Annotated in this window: 23 protein-coding genes, 3 rRNA genes and 1 pseudogene; 12 read left to right on the forward strand and 15 right to left on the reverse strand. The window is 59.0% G+C overall.

Annotated elements, in window-relative coordinates; all coding sequences use genetic code 11:
- Window positions 1-61: 61 nt before the first annotated feature.
- The 10 genes from SOP95_RS20405 to soxR form a co-directional block, all read right to left on the reverse strand.
- A complete protein-coding gene (locus SOP95_RS20405; protein ID WP_323608111.1) occupies window positions 62-964 on the reverse strand; it encodes a metal ABC transporter solute-binding protein, Zn/Mn family in 903 nt (300 codons plus the stop codon).
- On the reverse strand, window positions 965-1,864 hold the full coding sequence (locus tag SOP95_RS20410) for a metal ABC transporter permease (protein WP_323608112.1): 900 nt from the start codon (window positions 1,862-1,864) through the stop codon (window positions 965-967).
- Window positions 1,864-2,709, reverse strand: coding sequence for a metal ABC transporter ATP-binding protein (locus SOP95_RS20415; RefSeq protein ID WP_323608113.1), 846 nt, complete (start codon window positions 2,707-2,709; stop codon window positions 1,864-1,866). The genes SOP95_RS20410 and SOP95_RS20415 overlap by 1 nt, the downstream gene beginning before the upstream one ends.
- Window positions 2,706-3,632 carry a metal ABC transporter substrate-binding protein gene (locus SOP95_RS20420; RefSeq protein WP_274073266.1) on the reverse strand — a complete coding sequence of 309 codons (927 nt, stop codon included), beginning with the start codon at window positions 3,630-3,632 and terminating at the stop codon, window positions 2,706-2,708. Before SOP95_RS20420 ends, SOP95_RS20415 begins: the two co-directional genes overlap by 4 nt.
- 35 nt (window positions 3,633-3,667) lie before the next feature.
- Window positions 3,668-4,240, reverse strand: a complete 573-nt coding sequence (locus SOP95_RS20425; protein WP_323608114.1) for a DUF6162 family protein — start codon at window positions 4,238-4,240, stop codon at window positions 3,668-3,670.
- Window positions 4,237-4,566: a hypothetical protein gene (locus tag SOP95_RS20430; protein WP_274073268.1), complete on the reverse strand. Its 330-nt coding sequence runs from the start codon at window positions 4,564-4,566 to the stop codon at window positions 4,237-4,239. The genes SOP95_RS20425 and SOP95_RS20430 overlap by 4 nt, the downstream gene beginning before the upstream one ends.
- Complete coding sequence (locus SOP95_RS20435; protein ID WP_274073269.1) at window positions 4,563-5,105, reverse strand: thiamine pyrophosphate-binding protein; 543 nt, start codon at window positions 5,103-5,105, stop codon at window positions 4,563-4,565. The genes SOP95_RS20430 and SOP95_RS20435 overlap by 4 nt, the downstream gene beginning before the upstream one ends.
- On the reverse strand, window positions 5,102-6,301 hold the full coding sequence (locus SOP95_RS20440; protein ID WP_274073270.1) for a PepSY-associated TM helix domain-containing protein: 1,200 nt from the start codon (window positions 6,299-6,301) through the stop codon (window positions 5,102-5,104). Before SOP95_RS20440 ends, SOP95_RS20435 begins: the two co-directional genes overlap by 4 nt.
- Before the next feature lie 275 nt (window positions 6,302-6,576).
- Window positions 6,577-7,035, reverse strand: a complete 459-nt coding sequence (locus tag SOP95_RS20445; protein ID WP_274073271.1) for a VOC family protein — start codon at window positions 7,033-7,035, stop codon at window positions 6,577-6,579.
- A 143-nt stretch (window positions 7,036-7,178) separates the two neighbouring features.
- A complete protein-coding gene (gene soxR / locus SOP95_RS20450; protein ID WP_323608115.1) occupies window positions 7,179-7,646 on the reverse strand; it encodes a redox-sensitive transcriptional activator SoxR in 468 nt (155 codons plus the stop codon).
- Between the two features lie 95 nt (window positions 7,647-7,741).
- Here soxR and SOP95_RS20455 point away from each other — a divergent pair, with 95 nt between their 5' ends.
- The gene (locus SOP95_RS20455; RefSeq protein WP_274073273.1) at window positions 7,742-8,107 is read left to right on the forward strand and encodes an antibiotic biosynthesis monooxygenase; all 366 of its coding nucleotides are present in this window, start codon (window positions 7,742-7,744) and stop codon (window positions 8,105-8,107) included.
- Here SOP95_RS20455 and SOP95_RS20460 read toward each other — a convergent pair.
- A pseudogene (locus SOP95_RS20460) lies at window positions 8,107-8,205 on the reverse strand (FMN reductase); the annotation flags it as partial. The gene SOP95_RS20455 and the pseudogene SOP95_RS20460 sit on opposite strands and share 1 nt — an antisense overlap.
- A 131-nt stretch (window positions 8,206-8,336) precedes the next feature.
- On the opposite strand from SOP95_RS20460, the gene SOP95_RS20465 reads away from it, so the two are divergent.
- From SOP95_RS20465 to SOP95_RS20480, 4 genes are all read left to right on the forward strand, one after another.
- Window positions 8,337-8,606 (forward strand): hypothetical protein, encoded by a 270-nt coding sequence (locus SOP95_RS20465; RefSeq protein ID WP_274073274.1) that lies wholly within the window; start codon window positions 8,337-8,339, stop codon window positions 8,604-8,606.
- Window positions 8,607-8,707: 101 nt separating this feature from the next.
- Window positions 8,708-9,322, forward strand: a complete 615-nt coding sequence (locus tag SOP95_RS20470; RefSeq protein ID WP_274073275.1) for a LysE family translocator — start codon at window positions 8,708-8,710, stop codon at window positions 9,320-9,322.
- Window positions 9,323-9,528: 206 nt separating this feature from the next.
- Window positions 9,529-10,686 carry an aminotransferase class V-fold PLP-dependent enzyme gene (locus SOP95_RS20475; protein WP_274073276.1) on the forward strand — a complete coding sequence of 386 codons (1,158 nt, stop codon included), beginning with the start codon at window positions 9,529-9,531 and terminating at the stop codon, window positions 10,684-10,686.
- A 64-nt stretch (window positions 10,687-10,750) separates the two neighbouring features.
- A complete protein-coding gene (locus SOP95_RS20480; protein ID WP_323608116.1) occupies window positions 10,751-12,559 on the forward strand; it encodes an aminopeptidase P family protein in 1,809 nt (602 codons plus the stop codon).
- 45 nt (window positions 12,560-12,604) lie between these two features.
- Here SOP95_RS20480 and SOP95_RS20485 read toward each other — a convergent pair whose 3' ends face one another.
- Both SOP95_RS20485 and SOP95_RS20490 read right to left on the reverse strand, forming a co-directional pair.
- Window positions 12,605-13,195 (reverse strand): 2-hydroxychromene-2-carboxylate isomerase, encoded by a 591-nt coding sequence (locus tag SOP95_RS20485; RefSeq protein ID WP_323608117.1) that lies wholly within the window; start codon window positions 13,193-13,195, stop codon window positions 12,605-12,607.
- Between the two features lie 36 nt (window positions 13,196-13,231).
- Window positions 13,232-13,960, reverse strand: coding sequence for an SDR family oxidoreductase (locus SOP95_RS20490; protein WP_323608118.1), 729 nt, complete (start codon window positions 13,958-13,960; stop codon window positions 13,232-13,234).
- 93 nt (window positions 13,961-14,053) lie between these two features.
- On the opposite strand from SOP95_RS20490, the gene SOP95_RS20495 reads away from it, so the two are divergent.
- The gene (locus tag SOP95_RS20495) at window positions 14,054-14,614 is read left to right on the forward strand and encodes a TetR/AcrR family transcriptional regulator (protein ID WP_323608120.1); all 561 of its coding nucleotides are present in this window, start codon (window positions 14,054-14,056) and stop codon (window positions 14,612-14,614) included.
- A gap of 15 nt (window positions 14,615-14,629) precedes the next feature.
- Here the strand turns inward: SOP95_RS20495 and SOP95_RS20500 are convergent, their stop codons facing one another.
- Together SOP95_RS20500 and rhtA are read right to left on the reverse strand one after the other, a co-directional pair.
- Window positions 14,630-14,911 (reverse strand): hypothetical protein, encoded by a 282-nt coding sequence (locus SOP95_RS20500; RefSeq protein WP_274073281.1) that lies wholly within the window; start codon window positions 14,909-14,911, stop codon window positions 14,630-14,632.
- A 170-nt stretch (window positions 14,912-15,081) separates the two neighbouring features.
- Window positions 15,082-15,969: a threonine/homoserine exporter RhtA gene (gene rhtA, locus SOP95_RS20505; protein ID WP_323608121.1), complete on the reverse strand. Its 888-nt coding sequence runs from the start codon at window positions 15,967-15,969 to the stop codon at window positions 15,082-15,084.
- A 611-nt stretch (window positions 15,970-16,580) separates the two neighbouring features.
- On the opposite strand from rhtA, the gene SOP95_RS20510 reads away from it, so the two are divergent.
- The 6 genes from SOP95_RS20510 (at window position 16,581) to SOP95_RS20535 (ending at window position 25,625) form a co-directional block, all read left to right on the forward strand.
- Window positions 16,581-18,117: ribosomal RNA gene (locus SOP95_RS20510) — 16S ribosomal RNA — on the forward strand.
- A 276-nt stretch (window positions 18,118-18,393) separates the two neighbouring features.
- Window positions 18,394-21,287, forward strand: a 23S ribosomal RNA gene (locus SOP95_RS20515).
- 148 nt (window positions 21,288-21,435) lie between these two features.
- Window positions 21,436-21,551 (forward strand): 5S ribosomal RNA (gene rrf / locus SOP95_RS20520).
- Together the 16S, 23S and 5S rRNA genes form the textbook arrangement of a ribosomal RNA operon.
- 278 nt (window positions 21,552-21,829) lie before the next feature.
- The gene (locus SOP95_RS20525) at window positions 21,830-23,434 is read left to right on the forward strand and encodes a response regulator (RefSeq protein ID WP_323608122.1); all 1,605 of its coding nucleotides are present in this window, start codon (window positions 21,830-21,832) and stop codon (window positions 23,432-23,434) included.
- Window positions 23,431-24,123 carry a sensor histidine kinase gene (locus SOP95_RS20530; RefSeq protein ID WP_323608123.1) on the forward strand — a complete coding sequence of 231 codons (693 nt, stop codon included), beginning with the start codon at window positions 23,431-23,433 and terminating at the stop codon, window positions 24,121-24,123. The genes SOP95_RS20525 and SOP95_RS20530 overlap by 4 nt, the downstream gene beginning before the upstream one ends.
- A gap of 260 nt (window positions 24,124-24,383) precedes the next feature.
- Window positions 24,384-25,625, forward strand: coding sequence for a glutamine synthetase family protein (locus tag SOP95_RS20535; protein WP_274078113.1), 1,242 nt, complete (start codon window positions 24,384-24,386; stop codon window positions 25,623-25,625).
- Window positions 25,626-25,653 lie beyond the last annotated feature (28 nt).

Consider the following 25,653-nt stretch of genomic DNA (forward strand, 5'->3'; position numbering starts at 1 on the left):
AATCGGTGGCCGCCGCGGACCTGTAGGAGCCCGGCTTGCCGGCGAAGGCGTCCTCCTACAGTTAGGCGCCGCTCAATCCCTTGATCACCAGATCCACATCCCCTTCCAGTTCGGCCACCGGATCAGCAGCATCGACACTCAACACCACCAACCGACTTCCACCCTCGGTGACCGCCGCTTTCACCGCGTCCGACGGCTGCCGATGATGCAACACCACCGCCACGTCGTTGTCCTTGAGCGTCGCCGTCAAGGTCTTCAGTGCCTCAGGTGTCCACTCGGCATCCGGTCGTGCATCCAGCCCTACCAACTCCAGATTGAGCCCGCCAATCAGGTAGCCAAAGTGATCGCTCAAACTCATCACGCTGAGGTTGTCGGCGGCCGCTAGGCGCGCTTCGCTGGCGGCGCTGAGCTTGAGCAAACGCTGTTTCAGCGCCGCCAGGTTCGCCTCGATCGCAGGCTTGGCCGTGGGGGCCAGGCGCACCAGGTCCGCCGCCATCACGTCGGCCATGCGTCCCATGTTGTTGCTGGCCAGCCACGGCTGACTGTTCAAGCCATCGACCTGATTGCCCGGCTGCACGGCAATGCCGGGCAGGGCACCATCCACCGGTCGGGCGGCGTCGACTTCGATGATGCGGATGTTGCTGCGCCGGGAGATCGGGTACAGCGGATCGTCCGGCCACAGTGAACGCAAGCCGATCACCGCATCGGCGTCGGTCGCCAATTTAGCCAGCGCCGGGGCACCACGGCCGGTGAAGTAGGCGGTCTGGCGACTGCCCGGCAGGTTGGCGGGCGCCGCGCGTTCAAGGCTGACGTCAGTGCCTTTGAGCAACACTTCGCCCAGGCCGTAGGTGATGGGCAACGAGGCCAGCACCCGCAGCGGTTTGCTGCCGTCAGCGCCGAAGGTTGTGGTGGCGAGCCCGCACAGGGCGAGGGCCAGGGTCAGTTGTCGCAGAGAAAATGACATTTATCCAAGGTTCCCTTTGAGGCTGGGGACGACGCCGCGCGCGATGGCGGCCAGGGCGAAGGCGATACCGGCCACGAGGATGATCGCGGCACCGGACGGGATCGGCAGGTCGAAGACGATCGGCGCGAGAATCCCGCACAGCGTGCTCACCGTGGCGATCAGCACCGAGCACCAGAAGAAGCCCTTGAGTGACTGGCTGAGCAAGCGTGCGGCCGCGGCCGGTATCACCAACAGCGCGCCGACCAGGATGGCGCCAATGACTTTCACGGCGGCGACGGTGATCAGCGTCACCAGGATCACGAACAGGTAATCCAGGGACTTCACCGCCACCCCGCGCACCGCCGCCAGTTGCGGATTGAAGCTGGCGAGCATGATGCGGTTGTACAGCGGCAAGGCCAGGGCCATGACCAGCGAACCGACGATGGCCAGCACCAGCAGGTCATTGCCGTTGACCGTCAGCACCGAACCGAACAGCACGTTTTCGAGGATGTGCACGTTGATCTTGCCGGCCAGGAGCAGCAGCAAACTGGCACCCAGCGCCAACGACACCGACAGGAACACGCCGATCAAGGTATCCGGCGCCAGGCCCGTGCGGTTGCGCAGGTAGTTGAGCAGGATGCCGAACAACAGGCAGTAGCCGAACAGGCTGCCGTAAGGCCCGGTGTAGGGTTCGCCCAGCAGGATGCCGATGGCCACGCCGGTCAGCGCCGCGTGACCCACCGCTTCGGAGAAAAACGCGAAGCGCTTGACCACCACCAGGGTGCCCAAACCACCCAGCACCGGGCCGATCAGCAAGCCGGCGAGCAGCGCGTTGACCACAAATCCATAGGCCAGCGCCTCAGGCAGATAACCCGACGAGGCCCAGCCCTGGACCATCAAGCGAAAGGCTTCGTAACTCATCAGGCAAGGCTCCGTGGATGGGTCGAAAACAGCGTCAGCAGGCGATCCGGGGTCAGCGCCTGTTGCGGCGTGGCGTCGAACAGCACCCGGCGGTTGAGCCCGGTGACGTGATCGGCCAGGCGCCCGACCGCTTCCAGGTCGTGCTCGATCCACAGCACGGTGATGCCCGCCGCCCGCCAGTCGCCCAGCAAACGTTCGAATACGCGGATGCCGGCTTCATCGAGGGCTGACATCGGTTCGTCCAGCACCAACAGCTGCGGCGCTGGAATCAACCCTTGCGCCAACAACACCCGCTGACGTTCGCCGCCCGACAGCGCACCCATGCGCCGCTTGCGCTTGTCCTGCATGCCGACCCGCTCCAGCGCCTCACCAATCGCCGTTGCGTAATGCTTGCTCAAACCGAGGAACGCCGGACGCCGCTGGCACATCGCAGCCATGAAATCGTCCACGGTCATCGGCAGGCCACGATCGAATTCCAGCGCCTGGGGCACGTAGCCGATCGTCCCCGGCTCGCCCGGCCATTGCAGGCTCAAACGGCCCTGGTGCGGCATCTGCCCGAGCAGGGTCTTGATCAGCGAACTCTTGCCGCCACCGTTGGGGCCGACCAGCGCATGCACGCTACCGGGGCGGACCTGAAAGGTGACTTTGTCGAGGATCGTCGTGCGCCCGAGGGTCAGGCTGACGTCGGCGAAATCCAGGGTCGGCCCCGAAACCTGTGGGAGCGAGCCTGCTCGCGATTGCGCTGTGTCATTCAATGAAGATGTCGCCAGACTGGACGCCTTCGCGAGCAGGCTCGCTCCCACAGGGGATTGCGCATCGGCCAGGAGGGTTTCTTTCGATGTCATGCCCCGGACTCCTGAATCGCCCTCACCACGGTGTTGAGGTTGCCGGTCATTTCCTTTTCATACTTGTCGGCGGTGTATTCGCCGTAGGAAATGTGCGACAGCGGGTACAGCTTCACCCCGGATTCGCGCTGGATGGTGTCGACGTAGGTGGAAGGGAAGTCCATCTCCGAGAAGATCACCTTCACGTCCAGCTCACGCAGCTGGTCGATGGTCTTTTTCAGCTGACTCGGGCTTGGTTCGATGCCGTGTGCCGGCTCAACCACCGCCGTCACCTCCAGGCCGAATTCGCGTAGCAGGTAATCGTAGGCGGCGTGAACCGTGGCCACGCGCAATTCGGCGTTCGGCGCCTCGGTCAACTTGGCCAGGGCGTCGGCGCGCATCTTGCGCAGGCGCTTGCCGTAGGCTCGGGCGTTCTCGGTGTAGGTCTTGGCATTGGCCGGGTCGAGTTTTCCCAGTTCCCGGGCAATATTGTTGACCTGGGCAATCGAGGCGCTGATCGACAGGAAGGTGTGCGGGTTGACCACCTTGCCGGCGCCGCGTGCGGCAACGCCGGTAGCGGCCAGCAGCGGCACGTTTTCGTTGGCCTCGATCACCGGCACGTTCGGCGTTTCACTGGCAGCGATCATGCGGTCGGCGAAATCGTCATGGCCGACGCCATTGAGCACGATCACGTCGAGCCCGCTGATGCGCTTGATGTCCTCGGCCCGTGGTTCGTAGGCGTGGGGGTTGAAGCCGGCGGGAATCAGCGGCACCACTTCGGCCTTGTCGCCGACGATGTTGGCCACGTAGCTGTAATAAGGGTGCAGGGTGATGCCGATGCGCAGGCGCTTGGCCTGGTCGGCGCTGGCCAGGGGTGTCAGCAGGCAGGCCAGCAGGCCGACCAGTGACAGGCGCAGGAAAGAACGTAGCGATGAAGTAGGCATGGGAAAGCGGTCTTCTCTCGGAGGAAGGCGAGGGTTCAGTGTCGGTGCTGGCGGGTCACGCCGGCATCGAATTGCGCGACGATCTGCTGCCAGCCGGCGCCTTCGAGCGTGGCATCGCTGAGGTCGGCGGGGGCCTTGAGGTCGGTGGCGCGGTTGAGCCAGATGTCCGGCGCGTCGTCGTCAGCGCTCAGGCGCATCAGGAACGAGCCGGCCACTGTGGTGCTCTGGCTCTGTCCGAAGTACGCCCTGGCGTCGAGCAACTGCCAGGCATGACCACCGCGGCTGACCGAACTGGCGTCTTGGGCAAAGGGGGCAAAGCCTTCATCGGCGAGGGTTTCAGGTGTCGGCAGGGTCTGTTGTTCCTGGCGCAGCAAGTGAATCTCGTCGAGGGTCACGCGCAGATCGGCGTAGATGCCTTGTTCGGAGGCGCTCAGGTCGCGGCGGGCATCCAGTTGATGACTGTTGACGCTGCTCACCTGCTGCGACTCACCACGCCAGGCGACCACGGAACCTGCCACCGCCAGGATCATCAGGCACAACAGCAATACGTAGAGGGTTTCGTGGCCGGCACCGGCCGGGCGGACGACTTGGGTGGTTGGCGTACTCATGGGCTTTCGATGTCCGCCTGGTCGATTTCGACCACATGGCCCGGGCCCGCGTCGAACAGCACATAGAACTCGGCCCCGGGTTTCTTGAAGGTCAGGGTCGAGTCGGCCCCGAGCTTGCCTGGCACCAGAATGGTTTCGTCGTAGCCGATCACGTCCAGGGTCACGCCCGGTGCGCCACTGCCGTCGGAAAAACCGCCGGTGCACTTGATCTGCTCGGCGTCGATGGCCTTGCATTCGCACATCGGGTTGTGGGCCAGGGCGCTTGCGCTGAAGCCGGCGCAGAGCACCAGCAGCGCGGCGCGCAAAGGACGAAGAGGGTTGATCATGGTTTGCCTCCTTGGGTGGACAGCCAGGCGAGGGTGGCGGGGGAAGCCTGGCTCAGAGGAATGGATGCCTGGTGCATGGAGCCGTCCCAGCCTTCCATGGTGATCCACAGTTCGGCGTCGGCTTTGGTTTTTTCCGGGATCGGCAGCATGGCGCCCATGCGGTACGGGGTGCCGAAGAAAATCACCCCGGCGGCGCGCAGGCTGCGTGGCTTGCCGATGCGCAGGTATGTCGCCTTGACCTGCTCGCGGCAGCTGTCGCACAGCGCGGCGTTGAAGCTTTTCATGTGGCCGGCCGGGCCATCGGGCCGTGGTGCTTCGTTGCGCAGTTCGGCCAGGCGCAGGCTCCAGGGTCCGACCTGGACTTCGCCAATTTCCCGCTCGCCCAGACCCGTGTCACCGCGAAACAGCGCAGCATCGGCGAAGTATTTGGGCATGAAGCCCAGCGGCACCAGCAACAGCAGGACGTTGATGTGGAAACGCCATTTGTGCCAGAGGCGGCTCAGGGTCGAACGGGGTGCTTGAGTGGCGACCTGGCTCATGGGCTGACCTCCGTGGTTTCACGGCTGTTGGCCGTAGCAGGCTCGTTGCGCGGGCGTTTGTTGCTGCGCTTGAGGGCGTTGGCCGTGGCCAGGGCGGTGCGTTTGGTCCAGATCAGCAGGCCGCTGAGCACCATCATGCTCAACAGCAGGCCGAAGAAGCACCAGATCAGCTTGATCCAGATACCGCCGAAATCACCGGTGTGCAGCGGACGCATGGATTCGGTGACGAACTCCAGGCCCGAGCGGTCCGACAGCAGGCGCGTGGCGGCGACTTCGCCGGTGTAGGGGTTGATGTCAGCGGTCTGGAACATCAGCGGGTACCAACTGCGCCCACCCACCGACAGGTAGCTGTAGGCATTGGCCGGCATGCTGACGAAACTCTCGTCGAGCCCCGGGATACGTGCCTTGGCCTCGCGGATCGCCGCTTCCAGGCTGATCATCGGCGTGGGCGACCCATCGGCGGTGAGCGGCACGCTTTCCCGCGGGACCACGGCAGCCACCGGCGCGGTGGAGATGGAAATCTGGTTGTCGAACATGAACGCCTCGATCAGGAACCAGGTACTGGTGACGGAAATCACCGCGATGAACCAGATCGACCAGATGCCGCTGAGACGGTGGAAATCCCCCCAGAAAATCCGCGCGCCATGGCGAATGCGCAGGGTCGGACGCAAAAAACCTTTCCAGAACCGCTTGTACACCACCAGCCCGGTCACCAGGGACGCCAGCATCGGCAGGCTGAGGAACGACACCAGGTACCAGCCCCAGCTGTAGCCGTTGGTGAACGGCACCAGCCACCAGCCATGCAGGGCACGGGTGAAGGCCTGGAAGTTGAACTGCGGCGCGGGGCCCTGGATGGCACCGGTGTAGGGGTTGACGTACACCGTCAGCGCCCGCCCGTCGGGGTAGGTGACGCCGACGTCCAGGGCGAAGTGCGATTCGTCGGGGCGGCTGATGCTGTCGACGATGATGTCGGGCTCGGCCTGCCTGATCGCGGCGACGATCTGGTCGTAATTGAGCCGCGGCGCATCGTCCGCAGGCGCGCTGGCGCGCATTTGCGGGTTGGCCAGCCAGACGATCTCCTGGCTGACCACCGCCAACGTGCCGGTCACGCAGACGATCAGGACGAAAAACCAGATGGGCAGTGCCAGCCAGCTATGGACCAGGAACCAGAGTTTGGAGCGGGATTTCTTCGACATGATCAGGGCGTCTTATATCGATGAAAGGCCTCTGCTACGGGCTTCGCAGCGATGAGGTCAATGGAAGGTCCGGTCGTGGCTTTTGCCTACGCGACAGGACTGCATCTATATAGGACGGATGAGCACCCTAAATCAGGAAGGGAGATATGAAAGAAAATGTTTCGTGTTTCGCCAGGCCATCGTCGCCAGGGGCAAGCCCACTCCCACCGGTTCACAGAAGATCCCCTGTGGGAGCGAGCTTGCTCGCGAAGAGGGCCGCTCAGGCACCGCATATTTCATCCTTGCTGGAACATCTCCTTCGCCCGCTGCTCGATCTGCTCCTGGGTCAGGTCCTCTTTACGCGTGGCCAGGAACCACATATGCCCATAGGGATCCTTCAAGGTCCCGGAGCGGTCACCGTAAAACTGATCCTTGACCTCGGAAACCACGGTGCCGCCAGCGTCGATCGCCTGTTTGTAGGACTTGTCCACATCGGTCACGTACAGGTGCAGGCCCACCGACGGCGAGTTGTCGGGATTGCTCAGCGGCCCTTGATCGCACGGAGTGCCGAGCATGATCGGGCAATCGCCAATGCGCAGTTCGGCGTGGCCGATGCCGCCGTCGGGCATGGACAGGCGCATGACCTCGATGGCGCCGAAGGCCTTTTTGTAGAAATCGATGGCTTCGGCTGCTTTTTGAATGCCCAGGTACGGGGTGATGCTGTGATAACCCTCTGGAATCGGTTTAACGCTCATGATGGGTTCTCCCTTTTCTTGTTGTGGATTGAAGATCGCTCTCCAGCCGAACAATTGTAGGAGCTGCAGGAGGCTGCGATCCTTTGATTTTGATCTTCGGAATGTTTCAAGTTCACAAAAAGATGCTCGCGATGGCCGCGCCGCTATCTCGGCTCAACCCCCGATTCCAGCAACTGCGCCCCTGGCCCACGCTCCCCCAGCACATCGCCAAAATTACGCAACGGACACGCCTCCATCGACAAACACCCGCAACCAATGCAGCCATTCAACTTGTCCCGCAACAAGGTCAACTGATTGATCCGCTCATCCAGCTCCCGGCTCCACTGCGCCGACATCACCTGCCAGTCCGCCGCCGTCGGTGCGCGATTGTCCGGCAGGGCCTTGAGCGCCTCGCCGATCTCCGCCAACGGAATGCCCAGGCGCTGGGCCACCTTGATCAACGCCACCCGCCGCAACATCTCCCGTGGATAACGGCGCTGGTTGCCCTGGTTCCGGTTGCTCTTGATCAATCCCTTGGTTTCATAAAAGTGCAGCGCCGTGACCGCGACGCCGCTGCGGGCCGCCAGTTGGCCGACGCTGAGCTCCTTATGGGAGTTTTGCGAGGTAATCATTTAAAAAATGCCCCTTGACCTTGACTTAACTGGAGGTTTTACCCTGCACGTCTTCGGATCGCAAGATTCGCTTTGCACCTGAGTGGGGACTATCCATGAACGCGCCAGCCAAACATCGCAGCTTCACCCAACTGATCGAATTCGAAATCGAACCGCATCAACAATTGGCGCTGGTGTCGGCGCTGTCGCAGCAGACCGAGCGTCTGGCCCAGCACCACAGCGGCTTTCTGAGTGCCAGCATCCAGGCCAGCGAGGACGGTCGGCGGGTGCTCAATTACCTGCAATGGCAAACCCGTGAGGCGGGGGAGGCGGCGTTTCAGGCGTTTGAAAGCGGCGAACAGGATTTCTGGCAGCTGATCCGCGCCCATCAGGCGAAGGCCGTGACCTTCGGCTCGTTCCAGGTGCTGCACAGCCTGGAACGCAGCCACGATCAGGCGCTGCACTGCAATCTGCCGGGTTAGATCGACAGTTGCTCGGCTAATTGCGCCAGCAGAGCCTGGGACAGCACCAGGGTGCGCGAAGGGCGCCAGGTACCGCCGGAGAGGGCAATGACTTTCAATGGACGCTACATCATATGAAGCCTGCATTGGAAAATCCCGATAGCCACTATCGAGAGCGTTGATTTCTGCTCGGATAAAGGCGCGAGTAGCCTGTGTTCATTGCCCCGAACCTGATGCCAGGACGCCGAAAATGAAACCTCTAATCGCCACTTTCTTGCTGCTCGCGGTCTCCGTACTCGCTGGATGTGCCAGCCATGTTTCCCCGGAATTGCGCCCCTACACCGCTGAAGAAACCCGGGAACTGGCGCTGGAGGCGCTGAATCGTCGCGGCTTGTCCTTCGACGAATACCACGCGAAGAAAGCCGAACTGCTCGGCCAGCCACAGAAGACATTTGGCTTCGACAAACAGGGCGAGATGAACGCCGAGCGAGCTGTACAGCTGCACGGTCGCCCGAGCTGAGCCAAGACTGTACTGCTCGAACTTTCGCCTAACTGTCCATGGGTTTCCCCCAAGGTTCGCGATAGGGTCAATACCTGACTGACCCCGATGGACTGCCACCCATGACACTCTCGTTCGATCTGCTGCTGGGCTTTGCCCTGTTTGCCCTCGTCACCTCGATCACGCCCGGTCCGAACAACACCATGTTGCTGGCCTCCGGGGTGAACTTCGGCTTTCAACGGACCATTCCCCACATGCTGGGCATCACCTGCGGATTCTTCGTGCTGGTCGTGGCAGTAGGGTTCGGGCTGGGCGCGGTGTTCCAGGCTTATCCCGTGCTGTACACGGTGCTGCGTTACGTCGGTGCGGCATACTTGCTGTACCTGGCGTGGAAAATCGCCCATTCCGGCCCCGTCTCCGACAGCGCGAAAGGCGAGGCCAAGCCGATCAGCTACCTGGGCGCCGCCGCTTTCCAGTGGGTCAACCCCAAGGCCTGGATCATGGCGATCGGTGCCATCAGCACCTACACACCCATGCAGGGCTACTTCACCAACGTGATCGTGATTGCGGCGGTGTTCGCCCTGATCAACCTGCCGAGCGTCGGCGTCTGGGCCGCTTGCGGCACGCTGTTGCGCAACGTGCTCAAGGATCGGCGCTGGTTGCGCCTGTTCAACTGGGGCATGGCCGCGCTGCTGGTGGCGTCGCTGTATCCGATCTTGCTCGAAAGCTTTAGCTGACGCATTGCTTCAACCGCTTGCCCGATGCCTGTTAAGCTGGCTTTTCAGGAGCGTTCCGACGCATTTTTAAATGAAGTTGTTCTTCTTTAACGGCATCCGATCAGGTATTGGTAACCTTCTGAAAACCGCACGCAGCTCATGAGGCTGCGTCTTGCCGTTTGCAGTCATGAGCTTCCTGATCCCGGAACACGCTCTGCGAGTCTTTTATGAATAAACGTCCGCTGTATTTCGACTACGCCGCCACCACGCCGGTGGATGAGCGCGTCATCAAGATCATGGTCGAGTGCCTGGGCTTTGAAGGCAACTTCGGCAATCCGGCCTCCAGCTCCCATGCTTTTGGCCAACAGGCCCGGCAAACGGTCGAGCAGGCGCGGCGCCAGGTCGCCGAACTGGTTGGCGCCACGCCCGAACAGATCGTCTGGACCTCGGGCGCCACCGAATCCAACAACCTGGCCCTCAAGGGTGTTGCCCAGGCCCGCGGCGTATCCGGCGGCCACATCATCACCAGCCAGATCGAACACAAGGCCATCCTCGACACCGCGAAACAGTTGCAGGACAGCGGGGTGGCGGTGACGTACCTGGTGCCGGACGCCGATGGCCTGATCAGCGCGCAAGCGGTGCGCGAAGCCATGCGCGAGGATACCTTCCTGGTGTCGCTGATGCTGGTCAACAATGAACTGGGCACGGTCAACGACATCCCGGCCATCGGCCAGGTGGTGCGCGGGCGCAATGCGTTGTTTCATGTCGACGCGGCGCAAGGCGCGGGCAAGGTAGCGATCGACCTGGCGCAGTGGCCGGTGGACCTGATGTCCTTCTCGGCGCACAAGCTCTATGGTCCCAAAGGCATCGGCGCGCTGTATGTCGGCCCGCGTGCGCAGCAGCGCCTGCTGGCGCAGATCCACGGCGGCGGTCACGAAGGCGGCCTGCGTTCCGGTACCCTGGCGACCCACCAGATTGCCGCGATGGGCGCGGCCTTTGCCCTGGCGGCAGCCTCGTTCGATGAAGAAAAAGCCTCGATCGTGCATCTGCGCGAACGCCTGCTCGAGCAATTGCTGAGCATTCCCGGCGTGCGGCTCAATGGCAGCCTGACTCAACGCATCCCGCATACCTTGAGCCTGACCTTCAGTGAAGGCGAGTTCAACTCGGCGGTGTTGCTCGCCTCGATGGCGTTCTCCGCGACCTCGGCCTGTAATTCCGCGAGCAATGCGCCCTCCCATGTGCTGCTGGCCCTGGGGCATGATGCCCGTACGGCGAGTCGCACCATTCGCTTGAGCCTGGGGCGTTTCACCACCGAACAGGATATCGACCAAGCGGTACAGCTGATTAGAACCGCCTGCGCCAGTGCTCCGGCCTTCTGGCAATAGGGTAACAAAGTGCCGACCTTGATCGGCACCGAACAATAATGACGAGTGGTTAGCAGGAGTCACGATGAATACGCAGTTTACGATCACCGGGTCAGTGCCCCAGCGCCTGGCGCAAACCCGCGAGCTGATGAGCCGGGAGGGCATCCATGCCCTGCTGGTGCCGTCCGCCGATCCCCACCTGTCCGAATACCTGCCGGGTTACTGGCAAGGGCGCCAATGGTTGTCGGGTTTCCACGGTTCGGTCGGCACCCTGATCGTTACCGCGGATTTCGCCGGCGTCTGGGCCGACAGCCGTTATTGGGAACAGGCGAGCAAGGAACTCAAGGGCAGCGGCATCGAGCTGGTCAAGCTGCAACCGGGACAACCCGGGCCGCTGGATTGGCTGGCCGAGCAGACCCCGCAAGGCGGCGTGGTCGCGGTCGATGGCGCGGTGATGGCGGTGGCTTCCGCGCGCACATTGGGCAGCAAGCTGGAAGAGCGGGGCGCACGCCTGCGCACCGACATCGACCTGTTGAGCGAAGTCTGGAGCGATCGCCCGAGCCTGCCGAACGAGCCGATCTATCAGCACTTGCCGCCACAGGCTACCGTCAGCCGTGGCGAAAAACTCGCCAAGCTGCGCGAAACCCTGCAGGCACGGGGTGCCGACTGGCATTTCATCGCCACTCTCGATGACATTGCCTGGCTGTTCAACCTGCGCGGCGGCGATGTGTCTTTCAACCCGGTGTTCGTTTCCTTCGCCTTGATCAGCCAGCAGCAGGCAACACTGTTCGTGGCGCTGAGCAAGGTCGATGCGCCGTTGCGTGCGGCCCTGGAACAGGACGGCGTGACCTTGCGCGATTACAGCGAAGTGGCCGAGGCCCTGCGCGCTGTGCCGGCGGGGGCGAGCCTGCTGGTCGACCCGGCGCGGGTCACGGCTGGCCTGCTGGGTAACCTCGACAGCGCTGTCAAACTGCTCGAAGGCCTGAATCCGACCACCCTGGCCAAGTCCCAGAAGAGCCTGGCCGACGCCGAACACATCCGCCAGGCCATGGAGCAGGACGGCGCGGCGCTGTGCGAATTCTTCACCTGGCTCGAATCGGCCTGGGGCCGTGAGCGGATTACCGAACTGACTATCGACGAAAAACTCACCGCAGCGCGCGAACGCCGGCCGGGTTACGTTTCGCTGAGCTTCAACACCATTGCCGCCTTCAACGCGAACGGCGCCATGCCGCATTACCACGCCACCGAAGAAGAGCACGCGGTGATCGAAGGTGACGGCTTGTTGCTGATCGATTCCGGCGGCCAGTACCTGGGTGGTACCACCGACATCACGCGCATGGTTGCGGTCGGCACGCCGACGCAGGAACAGAAACGCGATTGCACTCGGGTGCTCAAGGGCGTGATCGCGCTGTCCCGTGCGCGGTTCCCCAAAGGCATCCTGTCGCCACTGCTGGACGCCATCGCCCGGGCACCGATCTGGGCGGAAAACGTCGACTATGGCCACGGCACCGGTCACGGCGTCGGCTACTTCCTCAACGTTCACGAAGGTCCGCAGGTGATTGCCTACCAGGCTGCACCCGCGCCGCAAACCGCGATGCTGCCAGGCATGATCACCTCGATCGAACCCGGCACCTATCGTCCAGGCCGCTGGGGTGTGCGCATCGAGAACCTGGCGATGAACCGCGAGGCAGGCACCAGCGAATTCGGCGAATTCCTCAGTTTCGAAACCCTGACGCTGTGCCCGATTGACACACGCTGCCTGGAAACCTCGTTGCTGAGCGAGGAAGAAAAGCAGTGGTTCAACGCTTACCACGCCGAAGTGCGCGAGCGTTTGAGCCCGTTGCTCGACGGCGCTGCGCTGGAGTGGTTGAACACCCGTACTGCGGCCATCTGATTGACTTGAGCTCGGGCGCCGTCTCCAGCGCCCGGGCCTCGGGTTTTAACTCAGGGCTTCGATGACAAAATCCAACCGATCCTGGCCAAAAAACAGCTGATCACCGACAAACATGCTCGGTGCGCCGAACACGCCGCGTTGCACGGCTTTTTCAGTGGTTTCCTTGAGGGCATTCTTGACCTCTTCGTCAGCGCTCAGGGCCAGGATTTCTTCCGGGTCGAAACCGTTTTCGCTCAATACTGCCCCGACAGTGGCCGGATCATTGAGGTTGCGACCATCGATCCACAGTGCCTTGAAGAGGCAATCGATGAACGCGGCAAAGCGCTCGGGTTGGCGCAACTGCACACCTGTCACGGCACGCATGAGCACCAGTGTGTTGATCGGGAAGTGCGGGTTGATTTTCAATGGCACGCCATAGCGAATGGCGTAACGATCCAGGTCTATGAACATGTAGCGACCCTTGGCAGGTATGGTCGCCGGGGAAGCGTTGCCGGTGGCTTTGAACACACCGCCGAGCAGGATGGGCACGTAGATCAGCTGGCTGTCGGTCTGCTCACAGATCTTCGGTAGTTGGGTGTACGCCAGGTAGGTGGCGGGGCTGCCCAAGTCGAAATAGAACTCCACGATCTTGCTCATGGTCGATGCACTCTTTTTGTTGTTGTAGGGGAGGGGTTACCAGCGTTCGCTCCAGGGGCGCAGGTCCATTTCGAAGGTCCAGGCGTCGCGGGGCTGGCTGTGCAGGTACCAATAGTTCTCTGCGATGTGTTCGGGGTCGAGAATGCCGTCCTGATCCTTGGTGGCGTACTTCTCGGGGAAACTGTCACGGATGAAATCGGTATCGATGGCGCCGTCGACGACGACGTGGGCGACATGAATATTCATCGGCCCCAGTTCGCGCGCCATGCTTTGTGCCAGCGCACGGATCCCGTGCTTGGCGCCGGCAAACGCCGCAAAACCTGCGGCGCCGCGCAAACCGGCGGTAGCGCCGGTGAACAGGATCGTGCCCCGTTGCCGCTTGGCCATGCGCTTGGCCACTTCCCGGCCATTGAGAAAGCCTGAGAAGCAGGCCATTTCCCAGATCTTGAAATACTTGCGGGCGGTTTCTTCGAGAATGCTGCAAGGCACGTTGGCGCCGATATTGAACACGAACGCTTCGATCGGGCCGATCTCGCTTTCGATCTGCTCGACCAGTGCAACCACATCGTCTTCCTTGCGGGCATCGCAGGCGAAGCCGTGGGCTTCACAGCCGGCTGCATTGATGGCATCGACCAGAGGCTGGAGCTTGTCCGCGCTGCGCCGGGTCACGCAGGCAACAAATCCCTCCTGTGCAAAGCGTTTGGCAATGGCGCCACCCGTGGCATCCCCCGCGCCGACAACCAGTACGACCTTCTTGTTATTCATTGCCTGGATCTCTTTAGTAAACGATCGTTAACTAAACGAACGTTATGCTACGATTCGACAGGCGTCAAGATGATCGAACCAGAGGTAAGGACAATGCGTTATTCAGCCAGTCACAAGCTGGAAACCCGAGAGAAACTGCTGCAAAGCAGCGCGGTGTCGGCCAAGCAATCGGGTTTTTCCACGGTAGGTGTCGATGGTTTGATGAAGGCCATCGGTTTGAGTGGCGGGGCGTTCTATAGTCACTTCGCGTCCAAGGACGAGTTGTTCGCATCCATTGTCGAGCGTGAGCTGCGGCAAAGCCTGGAGCGGCTGGGGGCGGACAAGGATCGCGAAAAATTCGAGCGTTGCCTCAAGCTCTACCTGAGCATGTCTCACGTCGAGCACCCGGAAATCGGTTGTGCATTACCGGCGTTGGGAGCCGAAATTGCCCGCTCGGATCTACTGATCAGGCAGCAGGCCGAGCACTGGATCTGCCAGCTTCAGGAGCGTTGGGCGCAGGTGCTGGAGAGCGACAGCCTGGCCTGGGCGATTCTGTCGCAATGCGTCGGTGCACTGGTGGTGGCGCGAATGCTCGCCACGCCGGAGCTGCAGCGCAAGGTGCTGAAGTCCAGTCATGAGGAGATTGGCCGCCAGCTGGCAGGCCCGAGGGCCTGACAGGATGGCTGCAGATTATTTGCAGATGACGATCATGCTGCGGCTGGTGTAGCCCGCGGGGTTGATCCCGAACAGATAATCACCCGGTTCTTCAACGGCGTCGCCGGATTTGGCAATGACCTTGTAGCTCTTGGGGGCGCACGAGTGGGCGGCGCTGGAGTAGCACTGGTCCCATGAGGACGACAGCCCCGAACAGTTGATATGGATTCCTTTCTTGCCGTGTTTGGTCTGGGGTTTGGCGGTCGCCGCGCAGCCCGCAACTGCAAGAACGGCGATCAGTATCAAAATTCGTTTCATTGCTATCCTTGTAGCGTTCCCGGATCTACCGCCCGGTCTGGCAGTGTTCGCTTTACGCATGAAGCGTTTTGAGGCCCCTGTCCTGAAAAAATCCATTTCTGGCACTGGGTTGCGGGCCTAAACATGGCCTAATTGCGCGGCAATTACCAGAGTCTATGCAAATCCGCCCCTCAATCGGCTGCAACGGCGGGCTTGGCGTTACTGCCCATGGTCATGGTGGCGCCCACGGAAGCCAGGATGATGCACAAGATGGCCATCCACTGTGACAGAGACAGGAATTCCTGCAGGAACAACAGACCGGACAAGGCACCCACCGCCGGCTCGATGCTCATCAATGTGCCGAAGGTCCTGGCCGGCATGCGGGTGAGGGCGACCATTTCCAGCGTATAGGGGAGGGCCGTGGACAGCACGGCAACCCCGAGGGCGATCGGAATCAATGCCGGAGTCAACAGCGCCGCGCCGGCATGCACAATGCCGATCGGGGCGACAAACAGTGCGGCAATCACAACGCCCAGGGCGGCGGTCTGCACGCCGTTGTCGGCACCGGCCTTTTGCCCAAAAAGAATGTACAGCGCCCAGCAGACACCTGCCCCCAATGCGTAACCGGCCCCCAGCAGATCAATGCCTTGCGCCGTTGCGCCCGTCGGTATCAACAGCAGCAGGCCGACAGCGGCCAGGGCGATCCACAGGAAGTCGATGGCGCGGCGTGAAGCATAGATGGCAACGGCCAATGGTCCGGTGAACTCCAGCGCGACCGCGATACCCAGGGGAACCGAGCGCAGGGACATATAGAAGAGGAAGTTCATGCCGCCCAGTGCCATGCCATAGACAATCACGGTGCGCAGTGATTTTGCGGTGAGCCTGGCCCGCCATGGGCGCAGCAGCAACACCATGATCACGCTGGCGAAGGTCAAGCGCAGGGTGGTGGTGCCCTGGGCGCCGATAATGGGGAACATGCTTTTGGCCAGTGAGGCTCCCGACTGAATCGATGCCATGGCTATTAATAGCAGGCCGACCGAAAACAGGGTCGAGGCAAGGCTGCGCGGCTGATCGTTCATTGAGAGGCACCGTCCGAGGTATGGAGCTGAAGTGTTATATTTTGTGTTGAGCAATATACTGCGCAAACGCTGCCGGCGCATCTATATATAAGCAGTGTTTTTGTTCCTCACGATAGATAAAGCAAATCAGTGCTTGACGGCAGATTCTGGAAGCCTATAATTCGCCCCACTTCCGGCGCAGTCGAAACGGAAAACTCCTTGGTAAACAACGAGTTACGTAGTTTTGACGGCAGGTTGCTTCAGTTCATCGAAGCCAAAAGGAAGTTGAAAAAGAGGTGTTGACAGCAGCGTGTAACGCTGTAGAATTCGCCTCCCGCTGACGAGAGATCTGAAGCGCAAGTGGTTGAAGTTGTTAAGGATTCCTTGAAAACTTCTGAAAAATATCACTTGACAGCAAATGAGGCTGCTGTAGAATGCGCGCCTCGGTTGAGACGAAAGATCTTAACCAACCGCTCTTTAACAACTGAATCAAGCAATTCGTGTGGGTGCTTGTGGAGTCAGACTGCTAGTCAACAGATTATCAGCATCACAAGTTACTCCGCGAGAAATCAAAGATGTAACCAACGATTGCTGAGCCAAGTTTAGGGTTTTCTCAAAACCCAAAGATGTTTGAACTGAAGAGTTTGATCATGGCTCAGATTGAACGCTGGCGGCAGGCCTAACACATGCAAGTCGAGCGGATGAAGAGAGCTTGCTCTCTGATTCAGCGGCGGACGGGTGAGTAATGCCTAGGAATCTGCCTGGTAGTGGGGGACAACGTCTCGAAAGGGACGCTAATACCGCATACGTCCTACGGGAGAAAGCAGGGGACCTTCGGGCCTTGCGCTATCAGATGAGCCTAGGTCGGATTAGCTAGTTGGTGAGGTAATGGCTCACCAAGGCGACGATCCGTAACTGGTCTGAGAGGATGATCAGTCACACTGGAACTGAGACACGGTCCAGACTCCTACGGGAGGCAGCAGTGGGGAATATTGGACAATGGGCGAAAGCCTGATCCAGCCATGCCGCGTGTGTGAAGAAGGTCTTCGGATTGTAAAGCACTTTAAGTTGGGAGGAAGGGTTGTAGATTAATACTCTGCAATTTTGACGTTACCGACAGAATAAGCACCGGCTAACTCTGTGCCAGCAGCCGCGGTAATACAGAGGGTGCAAGCGTTAATCGGAATTACTGGGCGTAAAGCGCGCGTAGGTGGTTTGTTAAGTTGGATGTGAAAGCCCCGGGCTCAACCTGGGAACTGCATTCAAAACTGACAAGCTAGAGTATGGTAGAGGGTGGTGGAATTTCCTGTGTAGCGGTGAAATGCGTAGATATAGGAAGGAACACCAGTGGCGAAGGCGACCACCTGGACTGATACTGACACTGAGGTGCGAAAGCGTGGGGAGCAAACAGGATTAGATACCCTGGTAGTCCACGCCGTAAACGATGTCAACTAGCCGTTGGGAGCCTTGAGCTCTTAGTGGCGCAGCTAACGCATTAAGTTGACCGCCTGGGGAGTACGGCCGCAAGGTTAAAACTCAAATGAATTGACGGGGGCCCGCACAAGCGGTGGAGCATGTGGTTTAATTCGAAGCAACGCGAAGAACCTTACCAGGCCTTGACATCCAATGAACTTTCCAGAGATGGATTGGTGCCTTCGGGAACATTGAGACAGGTGCTGCATGGCTGTCGTCAGCTCGTGTCGTGAGATGTTGGGTTAAGTCCCGTAACGAGCGCAACCCTTGTCCTTAGTTACCAGCACGTAATGGTGGGCACTCTAAGGAGACTGCCGGTGACAAACCGGAGGAAGGTGGGGATGACGTCAAGTCATCATGGCCCTTACGGCCTGGGCTACACACGTGCTACAATGGTCGGTACAGAGGGTTGCCAAGCCGCGAGGTGGAGCTAATCCCACAAAACCGATCGTAGTCCGGATCGCAGTCTGCAACTCGACTGCGTGAAGTCGGAATCGCTAGTAATCGCGAATCAGAATGTCGCGGTGAATACGTTCCCGGGCCTTGTACACACCGCCCGTCACACCATGGGAGTGGGTTGCACCAGAAGTAGCTAGTCTAACCTTCGGGAGGACGGTTACCACGGTGTGATTCATGACTGGGGTGAAGTCGTAACAAGGTAGCCGTAGGGGAACCTGCGGCTGGATCACCTCCTTAATCGACGACTCAGCTGCTCCATGAGCTCCCACACGAATTGCTTGATTCATGCGTTTGTAAAAGTGCAGAGCTAAATATTCGCTTCGAATACTTAGCTCTGATCTTTTTCAGAACCGTTCTTTAAAAATTTGGGTATGTGATAGAAAGATAGACTGAACGTTACTTTCACTGGTAACGGATCAGGCTAAGGTAAAATTTGTGAGTTGCTCTTAGAGCACAATCGAATTTTCGGCGAATGTCGTCTTCATAGTATAACCAGATTGCTTGGGGTTATATGGTCAAGTGAAGAAGCGCATACGGTGGATGCCTTGGCAGTCAGAGGCGATGAAAGACGTGGTAGCCTGCGAAAAGCTTCGGGGAGTCGGCAAACAGACTTTGATCCGGAGATGTCTGAATGGGGGAACCCAGCCATCATAAGATGGTTATCTTGTACTGAATACATAGGTGCAAGAGGCGAACCAGGGGAACTGAAACATCTAAGTACCCTGAGGAAAAGAAATCAACCGAGATTCCCTTAGTAGTGGCGAGCGAACGGGGACTAGCCCTTAAGTGGCTTTGAGATTAGCGGAACGCTCTGGAAAGTGCGGCCATAGTGGGTGATAGCCCTGTACGCGAAAATCTCTTAGTCATGAAATCGAGTAGGACGGAGCACGAGAAACTTTGTCTGAATATGGGGGGACCATCCTCCAAGGCTAAATACTACTGACTGACCGATAGTGAACTAGTACCGTGAGGGAAAGGCGAAAAGAACCCCGGAGAGGGGAGTGAAATAGATCCTGAAACCGTATGCGTACAAGCAGTGGGAGCAGACTTTGTTCTGTGACTGCGTACCTTTTGTATAATGGGTCAGCGACTTATTTTCAGTGGCGAGCTTAACCGAATAGGGGAGGCGTAGCGAAAGCGAGTCTTAATAGGGCGTCTAGTCGCTGGGAATAGACCCGAAACCGGGCGATCTATCCATGGGCAGGTTGAAGGTTAGGTAACACTGACTGGAGGACCGAACCGACTACCGTTGAAAAGTTAGCGGATGACCTGTGGATCGGAGTGAAAGGCTAATCAAGCTCGGAGATAGCTGGTTCTCCTCGAAAGCTATTTAGGTAGCGCCTCATGTATCACTGTAGGGGGTAGAGCACTGTTTCGGCTAGGGGGTCATCCCGACTTACCAAACCGATGCAAACTCCGAATACCTACAAGTGCCGAGCATGGGAGACACACGGCGGGTGCTAACGTCCGTCGTGAAAAGGGAAACAACCCAGACCGTCAGCTAAGGTCCCAAAGTTATGGTTAAGTGGGAAACGATGTGGGAAGGCTTAGACAGCTAGGAGGTTGGCTTAGAAGCAGCCACCCTTTAAAGAAAGCGTAATAGCTCACTAGTCGAGTCGGCCTGCGCGGAAGATGTAACGGGGCTCAAACCATACACCGAAGCTACGGGTATCATCTTCGGATGATGCGGTAGAGGAGCGTTCTGTAAGCCTGTGAAGGTGAGTTGAGAAGCTTGCTGGAGGTATCAGAAGTGCGAATGCTGACATGAGTAACGACAATGGGTGTGAAAAACACCCACGCCGAAAGACCAAGGTTTCCTGCGCAACGTTAATCGACGCAGGGTTAGTCGGTCCCTAAGGCGAGGCTGAAAAGCGTAGTCGATGGAAAACAGGTTAATATTCCTGTACTTCTGGTTATTGCGATGGAGGGACGGAGAAGGCTAGGCCAGCTTGGCGTTGGTTGTCCAAGTTTAAGGTGGTAGGCTGGAATCTTAGGTAAATCCGGGATTTCAAGGCCGAGAGCTGATGACGAGTGTTCTTTTAGAACACGAAGTGGTTGATGCCATGCTTCCAAGAAAAGCTTCTAAGCTTCAGGTAACCAGGAACCGTACCCCAAACCGACACAGGTGGTTGGGTAGAGAATACCAAGGCGCTTGAGAGAACTCGGGTGAAGGAACTAGGCAAAATGGCACCGTAACTTCGGGAGAAGGTGCGCCGGTGAGGGTGAAGCATTTACTGCGTAAGCCCACGCCGGTCGAAGATACCAGGCCGCTGCGACTGTTTATTAAAAACACAGCACTCTGCAAACACGAAAGTGGACGTATAGGGTGTGACGCCTGCCCGGTGCCGGAAGGTTAATTGATGGGGTTAGCTAACGCGAAGCTCTTGATCGAAGCCCCGGTAAACGGCGGCCGTAACTATAACGGTCCTAAGGTAGCGAAATTCCTTGTCGGGTAAGTTCCGACCTGCACGAATGGCGTAACGATGGCGGCGCTGTCTCCACCCGAGACTCAGTGAAATTGAAATCGCTGTGAAGATGCAGTGTATCCGCGGCTAGACGGAAAGACCCCGTGAACCTTTACTATAGCTTTGCACTGGACTTTGAATTTGCTTGTGTAGGATAGGTGGGAGGCTTTGAAGCGTGGACGCCAGTTCGCGTGGAGCCATCCTTGAAATACCACCCTGGCAACTTTGAGGTTCTAACTCAGGTCCGTTATCCGGATCGAGGACAGTGTATGGTGGGTAGTTTGACTGGGGCGGTCTCCTCCTAAAGAGTAACGGAGGAGTACGAAGGTGCGCTCAGACCGGTCGGAAATCGGTCGTAGAGTATAAAGGCAAAAGCGCGCTTGACTGCGAGACAGACACGTCGAGCAGGTACGAAAGTAGGTCTTAGTGATCCGGTGGTTCTGTATGGAAGGGCCATCGCTCAACGGATAAAAGGTACTCCGGGGATAACAGGCTGATACCGCCCAAGAGTTCATATCGACGGCGGTGTTTGGCACCTCGATGTCGGCTCATCACATCCTGGGGCTGAAGCCGGTCCCAAGGGTATGGCTGTTCGCCATTTAAAGTGGTACGCGAGCTGGGTTTAGAACGTCGTGAGACAGTTCGGTCCCTATCTGCCGTGGACGTTTGAGATTTGAGAGGGGCTGCTCCTAGTACGAGAGGACCGGAGTGGACGAACCTCTGGTGTTCCGGTTGTCACGCCAGTGGCATTGCCGGGTAGCTATGTTCGGAATAGATAACCGCTGAAAGCATCTAAGCGGGAAACTAGCCTCAAGATGAGATCTCACTGGGACCTTGAGTCCCCTGAAGGGCCGTCGAAGACTACGACGTTGATAGGTTGGGTGTGTAAGCGCTGTGAGGCGTTGAGCTAACCAATACTAATTGCCCGTGAGGCTTGACCATATAACACCCAAGCAATTTGCGAACTCGAGAGAGACCAGATTGCGGTGTGTGAAGACGAAAGAACCGAAAGTTCGAGATACTCACAAAACACCAGCTGTCACATACCCAATTTGCTGAAACGTTGAAAAACGGTTCAGTACCCGAATTTCTTGACGACCATAGAGCGTTGGAACCACCTGATCCCATCCCGAACTCAGAAGTGAAACGATGCATCGCCGATGGTAGTGTGGGGTTTCCCCATGTGAGAGTAGGTCATCGTCAAGATTAAATTCCAAAACCCCTATCTGCGCATGCAGGTAGGGGTTTTGTCTTTCTGGCTCCTCCCCCTGTAGGAGCAATCTCGCTCCCACATCATTCAAGAGATCCCTACTGCTGGCCGATAACCCAGAAGGTCGCAGCGATGCTCATCACGGTTTCAACAGAAATCCCTTGATGGATGATGGCGAACAGCTATCATCTGCGCGCCATAAAGGGCAGTGAAGCTGATCTTGTTCGTGCATTCGCCTTTCGGTTCTTCTTCTTAAATTGCCTGGAAATCTTGGATGCTGTCGTATCACCAAAAGAGTTTTCTGATCGTCGATGATTTCTCGGATTTCCGCAGTTCGGTCAGGTCGATGCTGCGCGAGCTTGGTGTCAAGGATGTGGACACGGCTGACACTGGCGAACAGGCGCTGAAGATGTGTTCGCAGAAATCCTACGATTTCATCCTGCAGGACTTTCACTTGGGCGATGGCAAGAAGAACGGTCAGCAGGTGCTCGAAGACCTGATGATCGACAAACTGATCAGTCACGAAAGTGTATTCGTGATGGTCACCGCTGAAACCAGCCAGGCCATGGTGCTCAGCGCCCTGGAACACGAACCTGATGCGTACCTGACCAAGCCCTTCAACCGTTCCGGCCTGGCCCAGCGCCTGGAGCGACTGGTGCAGCGCAAGACGTTGCTCAAGCCGATACTGCAGGCCCTGGACCGGGGCAAGCCGGTTGAAGTACTCAATGCCTGTATCGCCTTGTGCAAACAGGACATCCGCTATTCGCCGTTGTGCTTGCGCTATCGCGCCGATGCCCTGCGTGACCTCAATCAGAATGAGGTGCTGGAGCGTCTCTACGACGGCATCATTGCCGACCGGCCCTTGCCCTGGGCCTTTGCCGGGCTGGGCAAGTTGCTGTTCAAGCGCGGTCAGGTCACCCAGGCAAAAGCCCTCTACGCAAAAGCGCTGAAAGTGTTCCCGATGATGCCCGCGCTCTATGATGGCATGGCCGAGGTGCTGGTTGCCGAAGGGGATACCAAGGCCGCCCAACGCGTCCTGGAGGAGGCGATTCGCTTGTCACCACTGGCCGTGCGCAGGCAAGCGCAGCTGGGCAAACTGGCCATGACCAATGAAGATTTTGACACGGCGTCCAGAGCCTACCGCCAGGCGGTTGCCCAGGGGGCCCAGTCACGTTTCAAGGATGCGGAAAGCAACCTTGGACTGGCTCACGCATTGATCAGCAAGGGCAGTGAAAAAGGCCTGGATACCCGGACTCGTCTGGAAATCAACACGACCCTGAGTGCTGTGGCCAAGGAAAATCCGTCCGATCCTGGTCTGCAAATCAGGGCGCGATTGATGAAGGCGACCAGTCTGCTGATCAACGACGCCGAAACCGCGGAAAAACTGACCGAACAAGCGATCATGCGGCTCGATGGCATGGAGCAGTTCATGAGTGCCGAAGCGGCGCTGTTGGTGGCCAAACAATTGCAGATGCTGGGTCAGGCGAGTGCGGGCGCTTCGATGTTGAAAAACTGCGCGGAGATCTACGGCGACGATCCTGCGGTGATGAAGGGCATTGCCAAGTTGACCGACGATCCGAGCATCCTAAACTCCGGTAACGTTGCGGCCGATCTCAATCGCCAGGGCGTGCGCGTGTACAAGACCGGTGACCTGGTGCAGGCCCGGGGAATTTTCCGCAAAGCCCTGGCGCTGCAGCCCAAGAACATCAGTATCGCGTTGAACCTCGCGCAAGCGTTGCTGCACGGCACCGATACCACTGCCCCCTCGGCGGAAATGGTGGAATGTCGGGCCTGCCTGAAAATGGTCGGCTTGATGCCGGACACCGACGCGCGTTTTGCGCGTTATAAAAAGCTCAAGAACAAGGCATTTGGCGAATGAACGAGCAGCAACAGGCACTGGATTTCTCGACGGTGATTGCCTCTACCGTACATGACATGAAGAACTCGCTGGCCATGCTGATGCAGGCCCACAGCCAATGCCTGGCGAACTTGCCGGTGTCAGCGCGCCACACCCCGGAGCAGGGTGTGATTGAATTCGAGTTTGCGCACCTCAATGGCATGCTGGTGCAGCTGCTGGGCCTGTACAAACTGGGTGTCAACCAGATGCCCCTGCAGCCGGCCTACCACGAACTCGATGACTTCATCGAAGCGCAACTGGCTTGCCATCAGGACGTGTTCGCCAGTCGCGGTATTGCCGCCACCTTTGAAGTCGATCCCTTGAGCCCCCTGGGTTTCTTCGACCGTGAGCTGATCGCTTCGGTACTGGCCAACACCATCAACAACGCGATCCGTTATGCCCGACATGCGGTGTTGATCAGCGCCAGCGACGAAGCCGGGCAACTGATCTTGACCATCAACGACGACGGTGACGGTTATCCCCCGCAGATGATCGAGCGCCAGGCCGAGTACGTTCAGGGTATCAATCACAGCACTGGCAGCACCGGCCTGGGTCTGTACTTTGCTGGTCGGATCGCCGCGTTGCATCAACGTAACGGCGTAGGCGGACGTACGGAAATCAGCAATGGCGGCCCTCTGGGCGGCGGTGTCTTCAGGCTTTATCTTCCGTAGGAGCTGCCGGAGGCTGCGATCTTTTAAAAAACAGATCAAAAGATCGCAGCCTCCAACAGCTCCTACATATTTGCGTAACGTGCTTGATATTCTGAACACGCGGAGCCTATTTTGTACGAGTTGCCGCTCGCGGCTCGTATAAAAACAAGGATTGCGTCATGACAACCGATGGCCTGGGTTCACTCGCGCAGCGATTGACCGGCATTGATGAGATCGAATGCGTCACGCCGGATTTGAATGGCGTACCACGGGGCAAGGTGATGACTGCCGAAGGCTTCCTCGAAGGACGCCGTCTGCAGTTGGCACGGGGCGTGATGCTGCAATGCATCATGGGCGGATATCCGCCGGCGCGTTTTTACGGTTGCGATGATGGCGACCTCGCACTGGTCCCGGACCCGGCGCAGATCCACCGCCTGCCCTGGAGCAAACACCCTCGGGCATTGGCCATCTGTGATGCGGACGAATTGACGGGCGAAAGTTCCAGCCTTTCCACACGCGGCCAGCTCAAGGCGGTCATCGCGCGTTACGCGGCCATTGGCCTTGCGCCGGTGGTGGCGACCGAGCTCGAGTTTTTTGTCTTTGCGCCCAATACCGATTCGACCCAGCCGTTCCAGCCACCCACTGGCCTGGACGGTCGTCGCGAGGACGGGCATTCGGCGTTCAGTATCAGTTCCAACAATGGCCTGCGGCCGTTCTTCCGCGAGGTCTATGAATGCATGGCGGCGTTGGGCCTGCCCCGCGATACCTTCATGCACGAGATGGGCGTCAGCCAGTTCGAGATCAACCTGCTGCACGGCGATCCCTTGCTGCTGGCCGACCAGACATTCCTGTTCAAGCATTTGCTCAAGGAAGTCGCGCTCAAGCACGGCCTGATCGCGGTTTGCATGGCCAAGCCACTGGCGCATACGCCCGGCAGTTCGATGCACATTCACCAGAGCATCGTCGAGGTCGCTACGGGTCGGAATGTCTTCACCGACGAAAACGGTCAAGCGAGCGCGACCTTCCGTCATTTCATCGGCGGTCAGCAAGCCGGCATGGCGGATTTCACTGCGCTGTTTGCGCCGAACGTGAATTCGTACCAGCGCTTGTACCATCCCTTCGCATCACCGAATAATGCCTGCTGGTCCCATGACAACCGATCGGCCGGATTGCGTATTCCCGCCAGTTCGCCAGTCGCTCGTCGGGTCGAGAACCGCTTGCCGGGGGCTGACGCCAATCCGTATCTGGCAATTGCAGCGAGCCTGGCGTGCGGCTTGTACGGCATCCAGCACCAGCTGGAACCCGACGAGCCGATCCAGGGGGAGTTCGAGGTGCCGGATAAACTTTCATTACCCTGTACCTTGCATGCAGCGCTCGAGCGTCTGAAACGTAGCCAGTTGGCAATGGAACTGTTCGGCAAGGAGTTCATCGAAGGCTACATCGCTTCGAAGACCATGGAACTGACCAGTTTCCAGGATGAAATCACTCCCTGGGAGCGGCGCGTCCTGGCCGCCCAGGCCTGACGAAATATCGACACCGGGCTATCGTTTG

The sequence above is a fragment of the Pseudomonas sp. YuFO8 genome, from assembly GCF_035065025.1.
Lineage (GTDB): Bacteria > Pseudomonadota > Gammaproteobacteria > Pseudomonadales > Pseudomonadaceae > Aquipseudomonas > Aquipseudomonas putida_AE.

Bases quoted from the DNA above. Each gene is read 5' to 3' on its own strand.
- SOP95_RS20500 (WP_274073281.1), bottom strand. From the start codon at position 14,911: ATGAAACGAATTTTGATACTGATCGCCGTTCTTGCAGTTGCGGGCTGC.
- SOP95_RS20465 (WP_274073274.1), top strand. From the start codon at position 8,337: ATGAAACCTCTAATCGCCACTTTCTTGCTGCTCGCGGTCTCCGTACTC.
- SOP95_RS20445 (WP_274073271.1), bottom strand. From the start codon at position 7,035: ATGAGCGTTAAACCGATTCCAGAGGGTTATCACAGCATCACCCCGTAC.
- SOP95_RS20480 (WP_323608116.1), top strand. From the start codon at position 10,751: ATGAATACGCAGTTTACGATCACCGGGTCAGTGCCCCAGCGCCTGGCG.
- SOP95_RS20435 (WP_274073269.1), bottom strand. From the start codon at position 5,105: ATGAGCCAGGTCGCCACTCAAGCACCCCGTTCGACCCTGAGCCGCCTC.
- SOP95_RS20470 (WP_274073275.1), top strand. From the start codon at position 8,708: ATGACACTCTCGTTCGATCTGCTGCTGGGCTTTGCCCTGTTTGCCCTC.
- SOP95_RS20495 (WP_323608120.1), top strand. From the start codon at position 14,054: ATGCGTTATTCAGCCAGTCACAAGCTGGAAACCCGAGAGAAACTGCTG.
- SOP95_RS20535 (WP_274078113.1), top strand. From the start codon at position 24,384: ATGACTGCCGAAGGCTTCCTCGAAGGACGCCGTCTGCAGTTGGCACGG.
- SOP95_RS20405 (WP_323608111.1), bottom strand. From the start codon at position 964: ATGTCATTTTCTCTGCGACAACTGACCCTGGCCCTCGCCCTGTGCGGG.
- SOP95_RS20415 (WP_323608113.1), bottom strand. From the start codon at position 2,709: ATGACATCGAAAGAAACCCTCCTGGCCGATGCGCAATCCCCTGTGGGA.
- SOP95_RS20440 (WP_274073270.1), bottom strand. From the start codon at position 6,301: ATGTCGAAGAAATCCCGCTCCAAACTCTGGTTCCTGGTCCATAGCTGG.
- SOP95_RS20455 (WP_274073273.1), top strand. From the start codon at position 7,742: ATGAACGCGCCAGCCAAACATCGCAGCTTCACCCAACTGATCGAATTC.
- SOP95_RS20420 (WP_274073266.1), bottom strand. From the start codon at position 3,632: ATGCCTACTTCATCGCTACGTTCTTTCCTGCGCCTGTCACTGGTCGGC.
- SOP95_RS20430 (WP_274073268.1), bottom strand. From the start codon at position 4,566: ATGATCAACCCTCTTCGTCCTTTGCGCGCCGCGCTGCTGGTGCTCTGC.
- SOP95_RS20410 (WP_323608112.1), bottom strand. From the start codon at position 1,864: ATGAGTTACGAAGCCTTTCGCTTGATGGTCCAGGGCTGGGCCTCGTCG.
- soxR (WP_323608115.1), bottom strand. From the start codon at position 7,646: ATGATTACCTCGCAAAACTCCCATAAGGAGCTCAGCGTCGGCCAACTG.
- SOP95_RS20425 (WP_323608114.1), bottom strand. From the start codon at position 4,240: ATGAGTACGCCAACCACCCAAGTCGTCCGCCCGGCCGGTGCCGGCCAC.
- SOP95_RS20530 (WP_323608123.1), top strand. From the start codon at position 23,431: ATGAACGAGCAGCAACAGGCACTGGATTTCTCGACGGTGATTGCCTCT.
- SOP95_RS20490 (WP_323608118.1), bottom strand. From the start codon at position 13,960: ATGAATAACAAGAAGGTCGTACTGGTTGTCGGCGCGGGGGATGCCACG.
- SOP95_RS20525 (WP_323608122.1), top strand. From the start codon at position 21,830: ATGCTGTCGTATCACCAAAAGAGTTTTCTGATCGTCGATGATTTCTCG.
- SOP95_RS20485 (WP_323608117.1), bottom strand. From the start codon at position 13,195: ATGAGCAAGATCGTGGAGTTCTATTTCGACTTGGGCAGCCCCGCCACC.
- rhtA (WP_323608121.1), bottom strand. From the start codon at position 15,969: ATGAACGATCAGCCGCGCAGCCTTGCCTCGACCCTGTTTTCGGTCGGC.
- SOP95_RS20475 (WP_274073276.1), top strand. From the start codon at position 9,529: ATGAATAAACGTCCGCTGTATTTCGACTACGCCGCCACCACGCCGGTG.